General features: G+C 58.5%; 14 protein-coding genes and 1 tRNA gene. 10 read left to right on the top strand and 5 right to left on the bottom strand.

Annotated features, from left to right (window positions below):
- Positions 1–121: 121 nt before the first annotated feature.
- Positions 122–736 (top strand): FMN-dependent NADH-azoreductase, encoded by a 615-nt coding sequence (locus FP026_RS29555; RefSeq protein WP_149638104.1) that lies wholly within the window; start codon positions 122–124, stop codon positions 734–736.
- Between the two features lie 53 nt (positions 737–789).
- On the opposite strand, the gene FP026_RS29550 is transcribed toward FP026_RS29555, so the two are convergent.
- Complete coding sequence (locus FP026_RS29550) at positions 790–1,371, bottom strand: TetR/AcrR family transcriptional regulator (RefSeq protein ID WP_149638103.1); 582 nt, start codon at positions 1,369–1,371, stop codon at positions 790–792.
- A 105-nt stretch (positions 1,372–1,476) separates the two neighbouring features.
- Here FP026_RS29550 and FP026_RS29545 point away from each other — a divergent pair, with 105 nt between their 5' ends.
- Positions 1,477–2,253 carry an SDR family oxidoreductase gene (locus FP026_RS29545; RefSeq protein WP_149638102.1) on the top strand — a complete coding sequence of 259 codons (777 nt, stop codon included), beginning with the start codon at positions 1,477–1,479 and terminating at the stop codon, positions 2,251–2,253.
- 111 nt (positions 2,254–2,364) lie between these two features.
- Here the strand turns inward: FP026_RS29545 and FP026_RS29540 are convergent, their stop codons facing one another.
- Both FP026_RS29540 and ilvA read right to left on the bottom strand, forming a co-directional pair.
- Positions 2,365–2,703, bottom strand: coding sequence for an HlyU family transcriptional regulator (locus tag FP026_RS29540; RefSeq protein WP_149638101.1), 339 nt, complete (start codon positions 2,701–2,703; stop codon positions 2,365–2,367).
- A 37-nt stretch (positions 2,704–2,740) separates the two neighbouring features.
- A complete protein-coding gene (gene ilvA / locus FP026_RS29535; protein ID WP_246665492.1) occupies positions 2,741–3,955 on the bottom strand; it encodes a threonine ammonia-lyase in 1,215 nt (404 codons plus the stop codon).
- A 388-nt stretch (positions 3,956–4,343) separates the two neighbouring features.
- On the opposite strand from ilvA, the gene FP026_RS29530 reads away from it, so the two are divergent.
- Positions 4,344–4,429, top strand: a tRNA-Leu gene (locus FP026_RS29530).
- A 77-nt stretch (positions 4,430–4,506) separates the two neighbouring features.
- Here FP026_RS29530 and wrbA read toward each other — a convergent pair.
- Positions 4,507–5,106 carry an NAD(P)H:quinone oxidoreductase type IV gene (wrbA, locus tag FP026_RS29525; protein WP_149638099.1) on the bottom strand — a complete coding sequence of 200 codons (600 nt, stop codon included), beginning with the start codon at positions 5,104–5,106 and terminating at the stop codon, positions 4,507–4,509.
- 239 nt (positions 5,107–5,345) lie between these two features.
- On the opposite strand from wrbA, the gene FP026_RS29520 reads away from it, so the two are divergent.
- The 6 genes from FP026_RS29520 (at position 5,346) to FP026_RS29495 (ending at position 15,486) form a co-directional block, all read left to right on the top strand.
- Positions 5,346–6,119, top strand: coding sequence for a competence/damage-inducible protein A (locus tag FP026_RS29520; protein WP_149638098.1), 774 nt, complete (start codon positions 5,346–5,348; stop codon positions 6,117–6,119).
- Between the two features lie 113 nt (positions 6,120–6,232).
- Positions 6,233–7,078, top strand: coding sequence for a universal stress protein (locus tag FP026_RS29515; RefSeq protein WP_149638097.1), 846 nt, complete (start codon positions 6,233–6,235; stop codon positions 7,076–7,078).
- Between the two features lie 316 nt (positions 7,079–7,394).
- Positions 7,395–7,892, top strand: coding sequence for a xanthine phosphoribosyltransferase (gene gpt, locus FP026_RS29510; RefSeq protein ID WP_149638096.1), 498 nt, complete (start codon positions 7,395–7,397; stop codon positions 7,890–7,892).
- A 770-nt stretch (positions 7,893–8,662) separates the two neighbouring features.
- A complete protein-coding gene (locus FP026_RS29505) occupies positions 8,663–12,460 on the top strand; it encodes a vitamin B12-dependent ribonucleotide reductase (RefSeq protein WP_149638095.1) in 3,798 nt (1,265 codons plus the stop codon).
- A gap of 411 nt (positions 12,461–12,871) precedes the next feature.
- Complete coding sequence (locus FP026_RS29500; RefSeq protein ID WP_149638094.1) at positions 12,872–14,278, top strand: hypothetical protein; 1,407 nt, start codon at positions 12,872–12,874, stop codon at positions 14,276–14,278.
- Between the two features lie 209 nt (positions 14,279–14,487).
- Positions 14,488–15,486 carry an acyltransferase family protein gene (locus FP026_RS29495; RefSeq protein WP_246665491.1) on the top strand — a complete coding sequence of 333 codons (999 nt, stop codon included), beginning with the start codon at positions 14,488–14,490 and terminating at the stop codon, positions 15,484–15,486.
- 34 nt (positions 15,487–15,520) lie between these two features.
- Here the strand turns inward: FP026_RS29495 and FP026_RS29490 are convergent, their stop codons facing one another.
- Positions 15,521–16,636 carry an alpha/beta fold hydrolase gene (locus FP026_RS29490; RefSeq protein WP_246665490.1) on the bottom strand — a complete coding sequence of 372 codons (1,116 nt, stop codon included), beginning with the start codon at positions 16,634–16,636 and terminating at the stop codon, positions 15,521–15,523.
- A 312-nt stretch (positions 16,637–16,948) separates the two neighbouring features.
- Between FP026_RS29490 and FP026_RS29485 the strand changes: the two genes are divergently transcribed.
- Positions 16,949–18,571 (top strand): ABC-F family ATP-binding cassette domain-containing protein, encoded by a 1,623-nt coding sequence (locus FP026_RS29485; protein ID WP_149638092.1) that lies wholly within the window; start codon positions 16,949–16,951, stop codon positions 18,569–18,571.
- Positions 18,572–18,576: the final 5 nt, after the last annotated feature.

Here is an 18,576-nt window from a genome sequence, read left to right as displayed (position 1 = left end):
CGATAGTTCCAATCCATATTATCACAGTTTTTCTCGATAGCACTGAGGACTTATTTATCAAAGCGAACGTGATCGGGCTCTCCCAGCCGATTTTCGCAACCCATTGAAAAGGAAAACGGATATGTCCTCCATTCTGCTTCTGACTTCGAGCCCGCGCCCGGACTCGCTCTCCACCAAGATCGCGACCGAGCTTGCCGAGAAGATCAAGGCCAACAATCCGGGCAAGGCGCTCGTTCACCGCGACCTCGCCGCAGACAACCTGCCGCACATCGACGGCCCGTTCACGGCCGCTATCCGCACGCCGGCCGACGCCCGCACGCCCGAACAGCAGGAACTGGTCAAGGTTTCGGACTCGCTCGTTGACGAGCTGCTCGCAGCCGACACGCTGGTCATCGGCACCGGCCTCATCAACTTCAACATCTATTCCTCGCTGAAGACCTGGATCGATAATATCGCCCGCGCCGGCCGCACCTTCACCTACACGGAAACCGGCCCGAAAGGCCTGGCGACCGGTAAGAAGGCCTACATCGTGCTGGCCTCCGGCGGCGTCTACTCCGAAGGCCCGGCTGCCCCGCTGAACCATGCCGTTCCCTACCTGAAGTCGGTTCTCGGCTTCATCGGCATCACCGATGTCGAGACCGTTTATATCGAAGGCATCGCTTTTGGTCCGGAAGCTGTTGAAAAGGCAATCGGCGCCGCCCAGGCCCGCGCCTCCGAGCTGGCCCTTGCCGCTTAATTGACTGCTATATTCGGACAGTGACAGGCGGCCGGCTTCAACCGGCCGCTTTGCTATTCTGCCTGTGGCAGCTCCTTCACGAACTGCTTGACGGTCTCCAGAATTTCGGTCGAAAGAGCCTCGTCATTCGCCACGCGCGCGAGGCCGAGCGCTCCGGTCATCAGGCACGAGGCGATGATGGCCTTCCGTCTGGCTTCGGCTGTTTCCGGCCTTGACATACGCGCCGTCATGGCCTCGAAATTCCTTCGCAGGCCATCCGTCGCAACAGAGCGGACCGCATCGCCGCTGCGCGCCATATCCGCCGTCAGCGCCGCATAGGCGCAGCCCTCGCCGCAATGGTCGCGGTGTCCCTCGCTGAGATAAGCATCGACATACTCGTCGAGCGAGACGCTCTCGGCAACGATCCCCTTTTCCTCCTGCTGCCGCCGCCATGATCCGATCGCCGATCCCACGGCTTCCGCCACGAGTTCGTCGCGCGAGGCGAAATGCTTATAGAAGCCGCCGACCGTCAGACCCGCTTCCTTCATCAGATCGGCAACACCGATCCCTTCCAATCCTTCTTCGCGCAGACGCTTGGCGGCAAGCGTCACGATGCGTTCGTGCGTCTTCTGCTTTTCCAATTGTGAGCGACCCATCGAAAATCCTTTCGTGCCCGGCTTGACAAAATGGATTACGATCATAATCCTTATAGATAACGATCATAATCCAGATCGTGATAAAAGCCAACAGGAGCTACGAACATGCGTCTCAACAACAAGGTCGCCGTCATTACCGGCGGAAACAGCGGTATTGGCCTTGCCACCGCCCGCCTCTTCCTCGCCGAAGGCGCCAAGGTCGCCATAACAGGCCGCAATGCCAAGACGCTGGCAGCGGCAGCGGAACAACTCGGCGGCGGCGTGCTGGCCTTGCAGGCCGACACCACCGATATCCCGGCCATGGAAAAGGCATTTGCCGAGGCTGCACAGAAGCTTGGAAAATTCGATGTGGTCTTTGCCAATGCCGGAATTGCCGGCGATACCCCGCTCGGCAACACCACGCTCGAGCAGTTTGAAACCATCGTGCGTATCAATTTCACTGGCGTCTTCTTCACCGTACAGGCCGCCTTGCCGCATCTGAACGACGGCGGATCGGTGATCCTGAATGGTTCCGTGCATGCCGTCCTCGGCATTCCCGGCGCTTCGGCCTATGCCGGCACGAAGGGCGCCGTTCGAGCCATGACCCGCAATCTCGCTTCCGAACTCGCGCCCCGCGGCATCCGCGTCAACCAGGTCACGCCAGGCGCCACCAAGACGCCGATCTGGGACCCGCGTGCTGCCACGCCGGAGGCCCTGGATGCGCTGCAGGCCCGCTTTGGCGGCATGAGCGCGCTCGGCCGCATGAGCGAAGCCGACGAAATCGCCAAGGCCGCACTCTACTTCGCCTCCGACGATTCCGCCAATGTCACGGCGATCGAAATCACGGTCGACGGCGGCGCAGTCAACGCCCCCGCCGGCGCGAAGATGTTCCGCACGGCTTAAGCCCAGCGAAAATCCAACCAGCTATCGATTTCAGTGAGTGTTATGGGCCGCCTGAGCAGATGCGGGAGGCGGCCCCTGCATCAGGCGCCTATTAAGGAAATCCGCCCGATTTCAGACCTGACGAACCTTTTCGCCGTCGCCGAAGAGGCCGGCGCCGTTCTGATCGATGATCTGCTGCGCCTTGCGGAAGGTCGATTCCACCGCGTCATCGGACGAGGCAAAGACGTCGGCGCGGATGAAATTGCGCACCAGGATCTCGCCGTTCACATCCTTCTCGATCCGGCCCATGAGGCGGAACTGATTGCCCTCGCGCTGCGGTGTCGCGTAGATCGTGCAGCCGGCATGGACCTGAGGCTCGGCGCTGACGGCCGGACCGGCAGACTTTTCAGTGCCCGCCTGCGATGCACCGCCGGTGAAGATCGAAAGGATATTTGAAAACAACGAAGCCATGGATCGCCTTTAGCATGAAGGTTGTAGGGTCGCAAAGTCAAATGATCAGGTTTGCCAGGATCTCGTTTTCGGTGATGTCCTCATAACCCATGCCGGAACTTTCAAAGTTGGCGATAAGCTGCTTGAAATTATCCGGATTCTTCGTCTCAATGCCAATCAGAATGGAGCCGAAATTGCGGGCGCTCTTCTTCAGATATTCGAAGCGAGCGATATCGTCTTCCGGCCCGAGCATGTTGAGGAAATCGCGAAGCGCGCCGGGGCGCTGCGCAAGACGCAGGATGAAGTATTTCTTCAAGCCCGCATAGCGCATGGCGCGCTCCTTGACGTCGGGCAGGCGTTCGAAATCAAAATTGCCGCCGGAGACGACGGCGACGATGGTCTTGCCGCGGATGCTGTCGCGATCGAGCTTTTCCAGCGCCGTGATCGCCAAAGCGCCGGCCGGCTCCAGCACGACGCCCTCGACATTCAGCATATCGGTGATGGTGACGCAGATGGCGTTTTCCTCGATGAGCTTGACCTGCTCGGCTGCAAAGCCCTTGAGAGCGGCGAAGTTCAGCTCGCCGATGCGGCCGACGGCGGCGCCATCGACGAAATTATCGACCTTGGCGAGCGTCACCACCTTCCCCGCCTCGATACTGCGGCGCAGGCTCGGCGCGCCGGCCGGCTCGGCAAAGGTGAAGGCGTCGCGAGCAAGCACGTCGGCGAAATAGCCGGTGATGCCGGCCGCAAGCCCACCGCCGCCCACCGGAAGAAGGATATGGTCGATCACGACGCCATCGGGCAGCTGCTCGGCGATTTCGGCCGCGACGGTCGCCTGCCCTTCGATGATATCGACGTGATCGAAAGGCGGCACCATGACGCCGTCGATACTTTCGACATGCTCGCGCGCGGCCTGATAACATTGATCGAAGAAATCGCCGAAGAGCTTGATGGTGATGAACTCGCCACCGAAGATTCGGGTCTTGTCGATCTTCTGCTGCGGCGTCGTGACGGGCATGTAGACGACGCCCGGCACACCAAAATGCCGGCAGACGAAGGCAAAACCCTGGGCATGATTGCCGGCAGAGGCGCAGACGAAGGTCTTTTCCGTGCCGCCTTTAGCAATCACCTTGCGGAAGAAATTGAAGGCGCCGCGAATCTTGTAGGAACGGACCGGCGTCAGATCCTCGCGCTTCAGCCAGATATCGGCACCATAGCGGGCGGAAAGATGCTCGTTCAGCTGTAGCGGCGTTGCGGGAAAAAGGCCACGCATGGCCTCGGTGGCTTCGAGAACAGTCTGTTTGTCCACGGCTTGTCCGTCCTTCTTCAATCCATCCCCGCTATGACATAGGAAAGATGAGCAAAGAAAGCCTGTTTATTACGCTTTTAGACTTGCCGGAATGATATTGTTCCCAATGATGCCGTCCGTAGCTTCATCCCCTAATTCTGCGAATTGACAGTGCGGCTTCGCGTGTCTCCAATACGTGACAGCCATCATGATGATGGTTAGAGGCCCGCCCCAATACCGATCCGTCGGCTCAGGCGGGCTTCGCTTTGCTGTCTTTTCAGACCACGACACGCCCCCTCCAAATCCACGAGCAAGCAGATATAAGCGAACAACCGCTTGACTGAATCGCTCAAGTGCTTGAAGGGAAAGGCACGCGGACGTGGCGAAACTGGTAGACGCAAGGGACTTAAAATCCCTCGGCCTTTGGCTGTACGGGTTCGACCCCCGTCGTCCGCACCAAAAACCAATCCAATAAGCTCAAACGAAAAAGGCGCAGCTTTCGCCGCGCCTCTCTCCAACAATAAGCAAAAATCAAATCAGGCCGACAGCTTGGCCGCGATCTTGGCGACGTGGGCGCCCTGATACTTTGCTGCTTCCAATTCGATTTCAGAAGGCTGGCGCGAGCCGTCGCTGTTGGTGATGGTAGAGGCGCCGTAGGGCGAGCCGCCCTTGACTTCTTCAGTGCCCATCTGGCCCTGGAAAGCATAGGGAAGGCCGACGACGACCATACCCTGATGCAAAAAGGTCGGGACGAAGCCAAGGATGGTCGATTCCTGGCCGCCATGCTGGGTTGCGGAAGACGTGAAGACCGAGCCGACCTTGCCGACGAGCTTGCCGCTGAACCAGAGGCCGCCGGTCTGATCCCAGAAGTTGCGCATCTGCGAGGCGACCGTGCCGAAACGGGTGCCGGCGCCGACAATGACGGCGTCATAGTCGGCAAGTTCGTCGGGCGTTGCGATCGGAGCTTCCTGGTCGAGCTTGAAGTGGGAGGCCTTGGCAACCTCTTCCGGCACGAGTTCGGGAACGCGCTTGACGGTAACTTCCGCACCGGCCGACTTTGCGCCCTCTGCGACGGCATAGGCCATCTTCTCGATGTGACCGTAAGCAGAATAATAGAGAACCAGAACCTTAGCCATGAACGTCTCCTTTTTGTTGGACGCGTTGAATGTCGATGAATGTTGTATCAGCGATGCGAGAGGGACGCAGCCCCCACGCTCAGAACGCACTGTTCATCCTGCGTAGACGGAAATTTATTTGCAATGCCTGGCGATGACTTGTGGCGATGCGAAAACGGGCGTTTGCATTCGCCGTAAACGGCGCTACCTATTTCGGACTTTTTGCGAACGCGCCGATGCGCATTTTCACGGATATCCTCATGTCAAACGATACCATTGTCACAGCCGCTATGCTGGCCATCGGCGACGAACTGCTCTCCGGCCGGACGAAGGACAAGAATATCGGCCATCTCGCCGATGTCTTGCTGCTGGCCGGCATCGATCTCAAGGAAGTCCGCATCGTTGCCGATGACGAAGATGCGATCGTTTCGGCGCTGAACGCCCTGCGCGGCCAATATGACTATGTCTTCACATCGGGCGGCATCGGCCCGACGCATGACGACATCACCGCCGATGCCATTGCCAAGGCCTTCTGCGTGCCCTGCGAGCACGATGCCGAGGCCATGCGGATCATGGGTGAAATGTATGCGCGGCGCGAGATGGAATTCACCGAGGCGCGCCAGCGCATGGCCCGCATGCCTGTCGGGTCGAAGCACATCGCCAATCCGGTCTCGACGGCTCCCGGCTTCAACATCGGCAACGTCTATGTCATGGCCGGCGTGCCGCAGGTTTTCCAGGCGATGCTCGACAATGTCATACCGACGCTCAAGACCGGCGCGCGCGTTTTGTCGACCGCCATTTCCTGCCCTTATGGCGAGGGCGAGATCGGCACGCCACTCGGGCTCATCCAGAAGGCACATCCGGACACCAGCATCGGCTCCTATCCGCGCTATGTCGGCCAATTCTTCTCGACCGAGATCGTCGTGAGGGGCCGATCCGCCGAATTAGTTGAAAATGTCGCCGCCGAAGTACGCGCGATGATCGAAGACATTCGCCAGTCGAAAGCCAAGGAAAATCAGTCGGCTGAGGCATGACGCTCAACGAATAAGTGCATCCGTGACGGAACCAGAGGCGATCGAAGCGCATTAATTTATGGCGGAATGAGATATAATGCTGAGATCCAACCCTCCGCATGGGAGATCACGTCATGTCGTACAAGACCATATTGACCGTTCTCGACAATCCCGGCAATACGCGCATCGCCGCCAATTTCGTGGCAGCGCTGGCGAAGGAGTACGACGCTCACATTGTCGGCCTTCATGCGGAAATCGTCTCCACCGTGCCGCTGGTGGCGCCGATGGAAATCCCGGACCCTGTCGCCGTGCAGGCTCTTCAGGATGTCGCGCATAATCAGGCAGTCGAAATCGAGCGGCTGTTCCGCACGAAGATGGAAGGCGCCGGCCTCGACTATGAATGGCACAGCTTTGCCAGCACGATCGGCTACGGCACCGAACCGCTGATCGAAAGCGCCCGCAGCGCCGATCTGCTGGTTGCCGTGCAGCCAGACCCATCCAAATATGGCGACTCGCAGGTCGATGTCGAAACCTTCCTGTTCGACAGCGGCCGCCCGGTGCTTCTGATCCCCTATATATTGACCGCTCCGAAACCGATCCGCCGCGTCCTGATCGCCTGGAACGGATCCAAGGAAGCGGCGCGCGCCACTTTCGACGCCCTGCCCTTCCTCAAGGCCGCGGATTCGGTCGAGATCCTCTCGGTCAGTACCTCCGAGAAGGAAAGCCATCCATCGCGGGAAACAGGCGTTCGCATCGCGGCGGCGCTGACGCGCCATGGCGTTCGCGCCAAGTTCGAGACGGCGGCCTGCACCGGCAAGTCGACGCCGTCGCAGGTCATCGAAAACCGGCTGGCGGATGACAGCATCGATCTGCTGGTCATGGGAGCCTATACGCATTCCTGGCTGTGGCAGATGATCTTCGGCGGCACGACGCGCACCTTGCTGCAATCGATGACGGCGATGACGCTTCTGGCCCGCTGAGCCGCGAAAGCTCGAAGCAAACGGTTTCCGGTGCAGATGTGCACCGATTGCGGGCTTTGCGGCTATTGCCTTTTGCCGGCAAATCCAGCAGAAAGCAGCGACCGATGACAGAATTCCCGCCAGGGAACCGTTCGCGCGGTCGACGGAGCATGATCCCGAAAAAGCATATGGCTTTTTCCCGGATGAGATCCTGTTCAAGCAGATAGCAAGCGAATCGCGTTCCGGATTTGGTTCATGGTCCGCGCCCGCCGCGGGGTCTGCTCAGGGTCGCCGGCATTGCCGGCGCGTTATTATTCCATGCCCCGGAGCTTCTGCCATGTCCCTGCCCGATAAAGCCTTTCCCGTATCCTGGGATCAGTTCCACCGCGATGCACGCGCGCTTGCCTGGCGGCTTGCCGGCCTCAACCGCGAATTCAAGGCAATCGTCTGTATCACCCGCGGCGGCCTCGTGCCGGCCGCCATCATCTCGCGCGAGCTCAATATCCGCCTGATCGAGACAGTCTGCGTCGCCTCCTATCACGACTATTCCAGCCAGGGCGAGATGAACCTGCTGAAAGGCATCGCGCCGGAACTGACAGTCAATGGCGGCGAAGGCGTGCTTGTCATCGACGACCTGACCGATACCGGCAAGACCGCCGTCCAAGTCCGCAACCTGCTGCCGAAAGCGCATTTCGCCTGCGTCTACGCCAAGCCGAAGGGTGTGCCGACCATCGACACCTTCATCACCGAAGTCAGCCAGGACACCTGGATCTACTTCCCCTGGGACATGGGCTTCACCTATCAGGAGCCGATCGCCAAGGGTCACCGCGGTTAATCCGCCCGTTTCGCTTTGCGAATCACCTGCTGATTCTGCTGCGCGTCGAAATGAAGTCGGAAGACGGTAATAGAGGTGGGCGCTGCGGCGCCCACTAGATTTAGTAGGCGTCACAATGGCGAGAACGCGCGGGATTCAAGGGTTTCCGCGCGAATCATGATACGCCACGGCATGATTTCGCTGCCTTGCCAATGGCATCCCGGTCACGGTCACAATTTTGTCGTTTTCGACTTCGGCGGTGATGGGACTTGCGCCGTCATCGGTCGCACAAAGGGCGAGCATCTCCCACCAAGCTCTTGATTCTTCTACCCTACTGGCGTTTCCCCAATTTCCACAGGCGAGCCCACAAGATATTGTGGTTAACAATCCATCGCAAACCACCCCTTGACGGAATCGGGTCTTTCAAAGTTAATGGACGACGTCGCGGCGGCGACTGGACCAGGCGGGTTAACGAGGGCTGGTTCTCAATTCGAAATCGGATCTTGATTCAAGGCGATTCACCTTTGCCGGTGATCGCCGCGGGGGTTTTTGTGTCGATCTCGATGCCGTCGAAAAAATATATGCGGGGACTGGCGGCAATAAGCTGTTAATACTATATTTAGTGTTTGCAGCCACCATCACCACAAGATACAGGAATCTCATCTCCGGGTGACACCTCCTGTCAGAAAGCGGATTGAAGACTGGCTGCGCGTTGAAATCGCGATGCCGGAATGAGAATTTTTGCGCCCTGCTTTCATGCGGGCGTGCACCAACGAATGAGGATTGGGACTATGCGCATCGAACGTCGTTTTACGAAGGCCGGCCAGTCACCCTATGCGGATATCGAGTTCCGCAAGGCGACCAGCGAGATCAAGAATCCCGACGGCTCGATCGTCTTCCGCCTCGAAAACATCGACGTTCCCGCGCAGTTCTCGCAGGTTGCCGCCGATATTCTCGCGCAGAAGTACTTCCGCAAGGCCGGCGTGCCCGCCAAGCTCAAACGCGTCGAGGAAAATGACGTTCCTTCCTTCCTGTGGCGTTCCGTGCCCGATGATGCGGCCATGAAGGATCTGCCGAAGGAGCAACAGAGCGGCTCCGAAACCGACGCACGCCAGGTCTTCGATCGCCTTGCCGGCACCTGGACCTATTGGGGCTGGAAGGGCGGCTACTTCTCTTCCGAGGAAGATGCTTCGGCCTTCTGTGACGAGCTTGCCTACATGCTCGCTACCCAACGCGTCGCTCCGAATTCGCCGCAGTGGTTCAACACCGGCATGCACTGGGCCTATGGCATCGATGGCCCTGGCCAGGGCCATTTCTATGTCGATCCCTTCACCGGCAAGCTCACCAAGTCCAAGTCGGCCTATGAGCATCCGCAGCCGCATGCCTGCTTCATCCAGTCGGTCGAGGACGATCTCGTCAATGAAGGCGGCATCATGGACCTGTGGGTTCGCGAAGCCCGCCTCTTCAAGTATGGCTCCGGCACCGGCTCTAACTTCTCGATGCTGCGCGCCGAGGGTGAAAAGCTTTCCGGCGGCGGCCGCTCCTCGGGCCTAATGAGTTTCCTGAAGATCGGCGACCGCGCCGCCGGCGCCATCAAGTCCGGCGGCACGACACGCCGCGCCGCGAAGATGGTCGTCGTCGACATCGACCATCCGGATATCGAGGAATACATCAACTGGAAGGTCAAGGAAGAGCAGAAGGTTGCCGCTCTCGTAACCGGCTCGAAGATCGTCGCCAAGCACCTGAAGGCGATCATGAAGGCCACGGTCAATTGCGAAGGCAACAATGACGATTGCTTCGATCCGGCCAAGAACCCTGCCCTCAAGCGCGAGATCCGCGCTGCCAAGAAGGACCAGGTTCCGGAAAACTACGTCCAGCGCGTCATCCAGTTCGCCCGCCAGGGCTACAAGGATCTCGAATTCAAGACCTACGACACGGACTGGGATTCGGAAGCTTATCTGACCGTATCCGGCCAGAATTCCAACAATTCCGTCTCCATCAAGGATGATTTCCTGCGCGCCGTCGAGAATGATGGCGAGTGGCACCTGACCGCCCGCAAGGACGGCAAGATCATCAAGACGCTGAAGGCCCGCGACCTCTGGGAATCCATTTCCTACGCCGCGTGGGCATCTGCCGATCCAGGCCTGCATTTCAACACGACGATGAACGACTGGCACACCAGCCCGGCTGCCGGCCCGATCCGCGCCTCCAACCCGTGCTCGGAATACATGTTCCTCGACGACACGGCCTGCAACCTTGCTTCGCTGAACCTGATGACCTTCAAGGATGCAGCGACGAAGCGCATCAACATCGCCGATTACGAGCATGCCGTCCGCCTCTGGACCGTCGTTCTCGAAGTCTCCGTGATGATGGCGCAGTTCCCCTCGCGCCGCATCGCCGAACTCTCCTACGAATACCGCACGCTCGGCCTCGGCTATGCCAATATCGGCGGCCTCCTGATGTCGTCGGGCATTCCCTACGACAGCGATGAAGCCCGCGCCATCGCCGGCTCGCTGACCGCGATCATGACCGGCGTCGCCTATGCGACCTCGGCCGAAATGGCGTCCGAACTCGGAACCTTCCCGATGTTCAAGCCGAACCGCGAGAACATGCTGCGCGTCATCCGCAACCATCGCCGCGCCGCCTACGGCGAGACCTCGGGCTATGAGAGCCTGTCGGTCAATCCTGTGGCGCTGATCCATGCCGACAATCCGGACCAGGATCTCGTTGCCCATGCCAAGGCGGCCTGGGACAAGGCGCTGGAACTCGGAGAGAAGCACGGCTACCGCAACGCACAGGCAACCGTGATCGCGCCGACGGGCACGATCGGTCTCGTCATGGATTGCGACACGACCGGCATCGAGCCGGACTTTGCCCTGGTGAAGTTCAAGAAGCTCGCCGGCGGCGGCTACTTCAAGATCATCAACCGCGCCGTTCCGGAAGCGCTGCGCACGCTCGGCTATTCCGAAAGCCAGATCGCCGAAATCGAGGCCTATGCCGTCGGCCATGGCAATCTGAACCAGGCTCCTGCCATCAACCCCTCGACGCTCAAGGCCAAGGGCTTTACCGCTGAGAAGGTCGATGCCGTCAACGCCGCGCTGAAGAGCGCCTTCGATATCAAGTTCGTCTTCAACCAGTGGACGCTCGGCGCCGACTTCCTGAAGGGCACGCTGAAGGTTTCCGACGAGCAGATGGCCGATATGAGCTTCAACCTGCTCGACCATCTCGGCTTCTCCAAGAAGGACATCGAGGCTGCCAATATCCATGTCTGCGGTGCGATGACGCTGGAAGGTGCGCCTTTCCTAAAGAACGAGCATCTCGCCGTCTTCGATTGCGCCAATCCCTGCGGCAAGATCGGCAAGCGCTACCTCTCGGTCGAAAGCCATATCCGCATGATGGCGGCTGCCCAGCCCTTCATCTCGGGCGCGATCTCCAAGACGATCAACATGGCGAACGAAGCGACCGTCGAGGATTGCAAGAACGCCTACATGCTCTCCTGGAAGCTGGGCCTGAAGGCCAACGCGCTTTATCGCGATGGCTCCAAGCTCAGCCAGCCGCTGAACGCCTCGCTGATCGAGGATGACAGCGACGAGGATGCGCTGGAGGAATTCCTGCAGGCGCCGGCAGCCGCGCAGGCCGTCACCATCACGGAAAAGATCGTCGAGCGCGTGATCGAGAAGGTCGTGCGCACGCAGGAAAAGCTCCCCGGTCGCCGCAAGGGCTACACCCAGAAGGCCAAGATCGGCGGGCACACGATCTTCCTGCGCACCGGCGAATATGACGATGGCCGTCTCGGCGAAATCTTCCTTGACATGAACAAGGAAGGCTCAGCGCTGCGCGCCTTCATCAACAACTTCGCGATCTCCGTCTCGCTCGGCCTGCAGTATGGCGTGCCGCTCGAGGAATATGTCGACGCCTTCACCTTCACCAAGTTTGAGCCGGCCGGCATCGTCACGGGCAACGACGCTATCAAGAATGCGACGTCGATCCTCGACTACGTCTTCCGCGAACTGGCGATCTCCTATCTCGGCCGTCACGATCTCGCCCATGTCGACACCTCGGACTTCAACAACACGGCGCTCGGCCGCGGCGTTTCCGAAGGCAAGGCCGATGTCGTCTCCAAGGGCCTAACCCGCGGCTATAAGCCGACGCTGGTTCCGACATCGGGTGACCGTTCGGCAGACGCCAAGGGCTCCGCAACGGCTGCCCCGGCACGGGCCGCCTCGCTTTCGACCGTTACCGCCTTTGCCGGCAATACGGTGCGCAAGCTGGAGCCGGCGAGCGCGGTCTCGACCTCCGAAGTCGTCGCCTTCAAGCGCGACTATGAGGAGCGTGCGAAGGAATTGGCCGAAGAGATCGCAGAGGAAGTTATCGCCGAATCCGCGACAGGCCTCTTCACCGATAATGCGGCAAGCGAAGCTGCCAATGCCAAGACGGAAGCAAAGAAGCTGGAATCCGAACGCCGCGCCCGTTCCATCATGCAGGGCTACACCGGCAACATGTGCACGGAGTGCCAAAACTTCACGATGGTCCGGAATGGAACTTGCGAGAAGTGCGACACTTGCGGCGCGACGAGCGGCTGCAGCTGATTCGATGAAGGTATTTGCTGCAGGCAGTCGTTGATTTTTATGCACAGCCTACAGAATGACGCAGAATATATCCCGGCCGAGATATCAAACTCGGGCGGGATAAAACTATAAACAAGCCAACAGAAGACGTCGTCGCAGCATATCTCCAGTCAATACTGGAGATCATCTTTCGACAAGATTGGCTGAACAGTAACTAGACAGCGCACAATGATCCAAAAGATGTATGAGTGGGCCATTTTCTCCGCATTGTTCTGAATAATCTAATCGCCTAAGAGCAATGGTGTTGCATCATTCCTTGTACTTGGCAGCGATATCAGTCCGGCCGGTCAAAGGACTGATGAGATCTTCTGCGGAAAGAATGGAACTATTTTCTCAAGCAATCGATAGAACGGATCAAAGAGGAGCTGCGTAATGGCGGCAGGACTTAATGGCTACCAAAAGCGGATAGTTGCTGACTTTCTTTCCGCTTTCTCCATGACGGATGCCGCGCTTCCTGAACGCCGCTTTTATTACTGCAGCCTGATGCAAGACTCCGTGGAGTGGTTGATCGCGGGAAGGCTTTTCGTTGAGGGCATGAAACCCGATGCAGAGTATCCTTCATTCCAATCGAACTCTGTTCGCGCTGGAGAGTATGCCCTCTCCGATCTTAGTCCTTCAGTTGAGCATTTTATCGAAGCGGTCGGTCGAGGGGAAATAGTCACACCCCACGGACTGATAAAGATTCCTGAAAGCGACGCCGGGACCTTCGGTACTACTTTTGAGCCTTTTCATTCAGCAGGAGACGGTCTTCGAAATCGTCTAGCCGTCCTCTCGTTTGTTGGAAAGCCATGGAACCAGCTATTCGATATACGACAGATCAATTGGGAACTTAAAGGCAACGATATTCCTTACGATAGCCTTCAAGAGTTGTTTCAAGGATACAGGCTGGACATGATGCTCTCTTCAACGCTGGAGATCGTCCTTCAGCCAGCGGTGCAGGTGGACTTAGATTGTGAGATTGACGGGAAAGACGCTTTGGTTGGCGTCGTCCTTCCGGCAGGAATTCCAAACGAAAATGTTTCGTTAGGTTATCGTATCGTCAGCAGCGTCTCAAAGCCAACTCAACGCGGGACGCTTTCTTCGGCACAGTTGGATTGGAAGATTGATGGCAAATTTCAACGCGGCCGACATCAATTCGAGGTGGAGCCAGGTTCAGTTGTGCAATGCTTCGCCCGCTTTGCCGGCCAAGTCCAAAACCACGGCTTTATCGCAGATCCAAATAATTTTCAGAATAACCGAAGGGCCGCGTATGAGGTCTTTGATCGGCGGCTGTCCACGCTCAATGAGTTTCTTTTTCGCCCCGTGACAAAAGGAATTCAAGCCCGTGATTTTGAAGCAGCTGTCTCGTTCCTTTTGTGGATGCTTGGGTTTAACCCTGTGCTTCTTGGCCTTTTTCCCAAGATTCAAGATGGTCCAGACATTCTAGTCACTTCACCACTTGGAGATTATTTGGTTATCGAATGTACGCTTGGCCTTTTGAAGGCGAATGATAAGCTCGCTAGCGTTGTGCAGAGATCAACGCTCGTTCGACAAGCTCTTGAAAAATGTGGTCATTCCCATCTACGCGTTATCCCAGTAATGGTGAGTTGCCTAACACGCGAAGAGCTGAAGGCCGAAGCCGAAGACGCTGATAGGAATGGCGTTTTTGTAATTTCACGCGAAGGCTTAGAAGAAGGGATCCAGCTTAGCTTAATCGCGCCGAACCCCAACAAAATTTTTGATCTGGCATTGTCTTCGATGGCCGCGGGCCAAACCAAATCCACTCGATCCAAAAACTAGATGGGCACCCCGCATCCCAAATGCCCGATTTCGGTCACGAAACCGGCGGGAAATCATCCATTTTCATTGGAATTGTTGCTGCCAGCAACATTCGGTCTGCCGTGACCTCGAAATCATTCTGCGTGAGTGTCCGGCCTTTCGACTCATTCCTATCGCCCCATCGGCCCGCGGGCCTTGGCGATGGCATTCCAGTCGCGCGAGGCACCGCTTTGAAAACCGGCAGCGATATCACGAGCATTCAATATCTGCGGGCCATTGCCGCAATTTCCGTTCTTTGCTTCCATGTCTGCGAAACATACGGCCTTGACTTCAAGAGTGGAGCGGCAGGTGTCGATATATTCTTCGTCATCAGCGGCTTCATCATGTGGGTCACGACCGACGGACGATCGCTCGGTCCGCAGGAATTCATGTGGCGCCGGCTCATCAGGATCGTGCCGCTCTACTGGATTGCGACGGCGGCAACCTTCGTCGTCGCCGTGTCGAAACCGCAATTCTTCTTCGACACGAATTCGAGCATCAAGAACTTGATCGGCTCGCTGTTCTTCGTGCCCTTCATGAAGGACGAAGCGCTGAGCCCCGTCGTCGAGCAGGGATGGACGCTCTCCTACGAGATGTTCTTCTATCTCATCTTTTCGATTTCACTGCTTCTGCCGGAACTCAGGCGGCTATGGTTTCTGATGGCGGCTCTGGTGACCATCGTGATTGCGCACTACCTGCTGCCTTCCGGCTATCTCAGTGTTTTTACACAACCAGTCATTCTTGAATTTGCTGCCGGCATCGTCATAGGGCACCTGTGGAAACAGGGCTTTCGGCTGCCTTTTTCCGTTGCTATCGGCTTGATGATCGTCGGCGTCGTGCTGCTTGTGGCGAGTGACCCGCTGATCCATCTGGAACGGGCTATCCGCTGGGGCATACCGGCAGTGTTGCTATTGTCAGGCGCTGCTTTCGCGGAGCGGGAACGAGGCGTGCCGCAGTTGGCATTCCTGCATTTCCTGGGGGATGCCTCCTATTCCATTTATGTTTGGCACGTGCTGATGGGTGTCCTGGTAACGGCGCTGCTGTTGCGTATCGGGGTGCCGCACGGCGCGCAGCCCGTGTTCATCGCGTTGGGTTCGCTGGCTTTCACGATCGTTTGCTACCTGTTCATAGAGCGGCCGATCCTCCGGAAAACCCGATCCTCGCGCCCGCGGCCAGCATATCGCGGCTGACGCATATGGACGAGGTCGATCGCTCGAACAATGCTTATGGCTGTGCTCCGGACCCTTTTGCCGTTCCGGCGATGACCGGGCAGGATTGTGGGATTGGTCGATCGAACAAGACCGAAATACTGCAATCGGATGTGAGCATCGCCTCGTCGTCATGCCCAACGCCGGGTATCTCGACGACCTTCTGATCGAGGTCGGACGGATGCCGCTTTTTCATATAGTCGAAAAAGGTCAATCCTCGTGCAAGCCGATATGGCCCTTGCGCCATGGCAGCACAGGAACGATCGATGAAATGGGTGTATGGGTTCGTGTCCGCCTCTCCCAGCAAATAGACGACATTGCGCGCGGCATATCTGGCTTCAACAGCCTTCGGATCCTGCGAGGAGACGTATAGGGGTGCGCCGGTCAGCCCATATCGCCATTGCGTTGCACGCGGGCAGGCAGCCACCGATTGATCCGCCGGCAAAGCCGGCCGCTCATTGTCGAAATAGAGGTAACTCGACGGATTGGCGACGAGATAGCGAACGGAGATGCCCGCACTCGCAAGGCTTTCGGTCTCGCGCCCGACCACCGCATAGCGCTGCACCAATTGCGCTCCCGCCGAATGCCCCATCACGACGATGGTCGACAGCGAAGGATAAAGGCGACGATCGCTGAAATGCCGAAGCAAGGCATCGAGTGCGGAGAAAGAACTGATCGGCGCGGGCTGGCGCGCGGCTTCTCCCTCTTTCCATCCGTTTTGCGTCCAGGCCAGCGTCTGTGCGGACAGCGAGAATGCGTTGACATCCGGCCTGATCAGGAACTGCGGCGCGACAACCATCGTCCTTTTCGCAAGATCTCCCGCCTTTGCCAGCAGCTTCTGGCCTGTCGCATAATAGGCATCGGCGTTTCTCAGCGTGCCGTGGATCACGATCAGCACCTTTGTCACGTCTGGGGATGTCGCATCGATCGCATGATCGGCGTAGACGGGCAGCTCTCCCTTCCCGTCCGGCGTGTCGACGAGCACGCGTTGATCCGCAATCTGCTTGACCGGCTTGTGGAGCTTCGCATGTTGGGAAGCCGTATAGGCCGCCTGGGCTTCGCCTGCCATGCCAATGCCGATCAATGCTACGATCGCCAGTCGGGTGTAACCCCGGCCCAGATTGCTTCTCATAATCTTCATCTGTAAAAACTCGGCTGAGACGGAGGACAATGAATATAGCGACTTCCAATCAAGCAGAAGACAGCCGGGGATCCGATCAAGCCCCGACCCTGCTGGAAGTTATGCTGCTTGAACGAGTGCGTGGGCAGGAATCCGTCGTCCCGGCGAAAGTTTCTCTTCTGCATGGCAAGTAGGCATCCCAGTAGCTGTCGCCCCGAGCGTCAGTTCGCTGTCGATCTCAGTTCTGTGCTCGAAAAACCTGCGACAGACCCGATAACCCGTGGCATAAGGCCCCCGAAAACTTTCTTCAGGCCTGGCGCAATCATGATTCGTATCGAGAATATCAGCAAGCAAAACAGCCATCGCATCCTCTTCATCGAGGCGTCCGCGGCGCTCAACAGGGGCGAGAGTGTCGGATTGGTCGGCCCGAATGGCGCCGGCAAGACGACGCTTTTCCGGATGATCACGGGGCAGGAGCAGCCCGATGAGGGGCAGGTTTCAGTCGATAGGGGCGTTACCATCGGCTATTTCAGCCAGGATGTCGGCGACATGGCGGGCCGAAGCGCCGTTTCGGAAGTGATGGAAGGCGCCGGGCCGGTCAGCGCGGTTGCCGCCGAGCTTCGCGAGCTGGAAGCCGCGATGAGCGATCCGGACCAGGCCGACAGGATGGATGAGATCATCGAGCGCTATGGCGAGGTGCAGGCGCGCTATGAGGAGCTCGACGGCTACGCCCTGGAGGGCCGCGCCCGCGAAGTGCTTGATGGCCTGAGCTTCAGCCAGGAGATGATGGACGGCGATGTCGGCGCGCTGTCGGGCGGCTGGAAGATGCGCGTGGCACTTGCCCGCATCCTCTTGATGCGCCCCGACGTCATGCTGCTCGACGAGCCGAGCAACCATCTCGATCTCGAAAGCCTGATCTGGCTGGAGTCCTTTCTCAAGGGCTATGAGGGCGCATTGCTGATGACCTCGCACGATCGCGAGTTCATGAACCGCATCGTCACCAAGATCATCGAAATCGATGCTGGCAACCTGACGAGCTATTCCGGCGACTACGAGTTCTATGAGCAGCAGCGCGCGCAGAACGAGAAGCAGCAGCAAGCGCAGTTCGAGCGCCAGCAGGCGATGCTTGCGAAGGAAATCAAGTTCATCGAGCGCTTCAAGGCGCGTGCCTCGCATGCCTCGCAGGTGCAGAGCCGCGTGAAGAAGCTGGAAAAGATCGATCGCGTCGAGCCACCGAAGCGCCGCCAGACAGTCGCCTTCGAATTCCAGCCGGCGCCGCGCTCAGGCGAGGACGTTGTCGTTCTGAAAAACGTTCACAAGGGCTATGGCAGCCGCAGCATCTATGAAGGGCTCGACTTCATGGTCCGGCGCCGGGAGCGCTGGTGCATCATGGGCATCAACGGCGCCGGCAAATCCACGCTTCTGAAGCTCGTCGCCGGCTCAGCGGAGCCGGATGAAGGCAGCGTCAATCTCGGCGCCAGTGTCAAGATGGGCTATTTCGCCCAGCACGCCATGGATCTGCTCGATGGCGAGCGCACCATATTCGAAACATTGGAGCACGAATTCCCGCAGGCCGGTCAGGGATCGCTGCGCGCGCTCGCCGGCTGCTTCGGCTTCTCCGGCGACGATGTCGAAAAGAAATGCCGCGTGCTGTCAGGCGGCGAAAAGGCGCGGCTTGTCATGGCGATCATGCTTTTCGATCCGCCGAACCTGCTGGTGCTGGACGAGCCGACCAACCATCTCGATCTCGACACCAAAGAGATGCTCATAGAGGCGCTGTCGCAATATGAGGGCACGATGCTGTTCGTCTCGCACGACAGGCATTTTCTGGCAGCGCTCTCCAACCGCGTGCTGGAGCTGACACCGGAAGGCATTCACCAGTATACCGGCGGCTACACGGAATATGTGGAGCGCACCGGCTACGAGGCGCCCGGTCTCCGAAGCTGACGGGG

The sequence above is a fragment of the Martinezella tropici genome (assembly GCF_008370325.1).
Taxonomy (GTDB): domain Bacteria; phylum Pseudomonadota; class Alphaproteobacteria; order Rhizobiales; family Rhizobiaceae; genus Rhizobium; species Rhizobium tropici_B.
The sequence above is the reverse complement of the archived record's forward strand: the minus strand, read 5'-3'. Positions and strand labels throughout refer to the sequence as shown.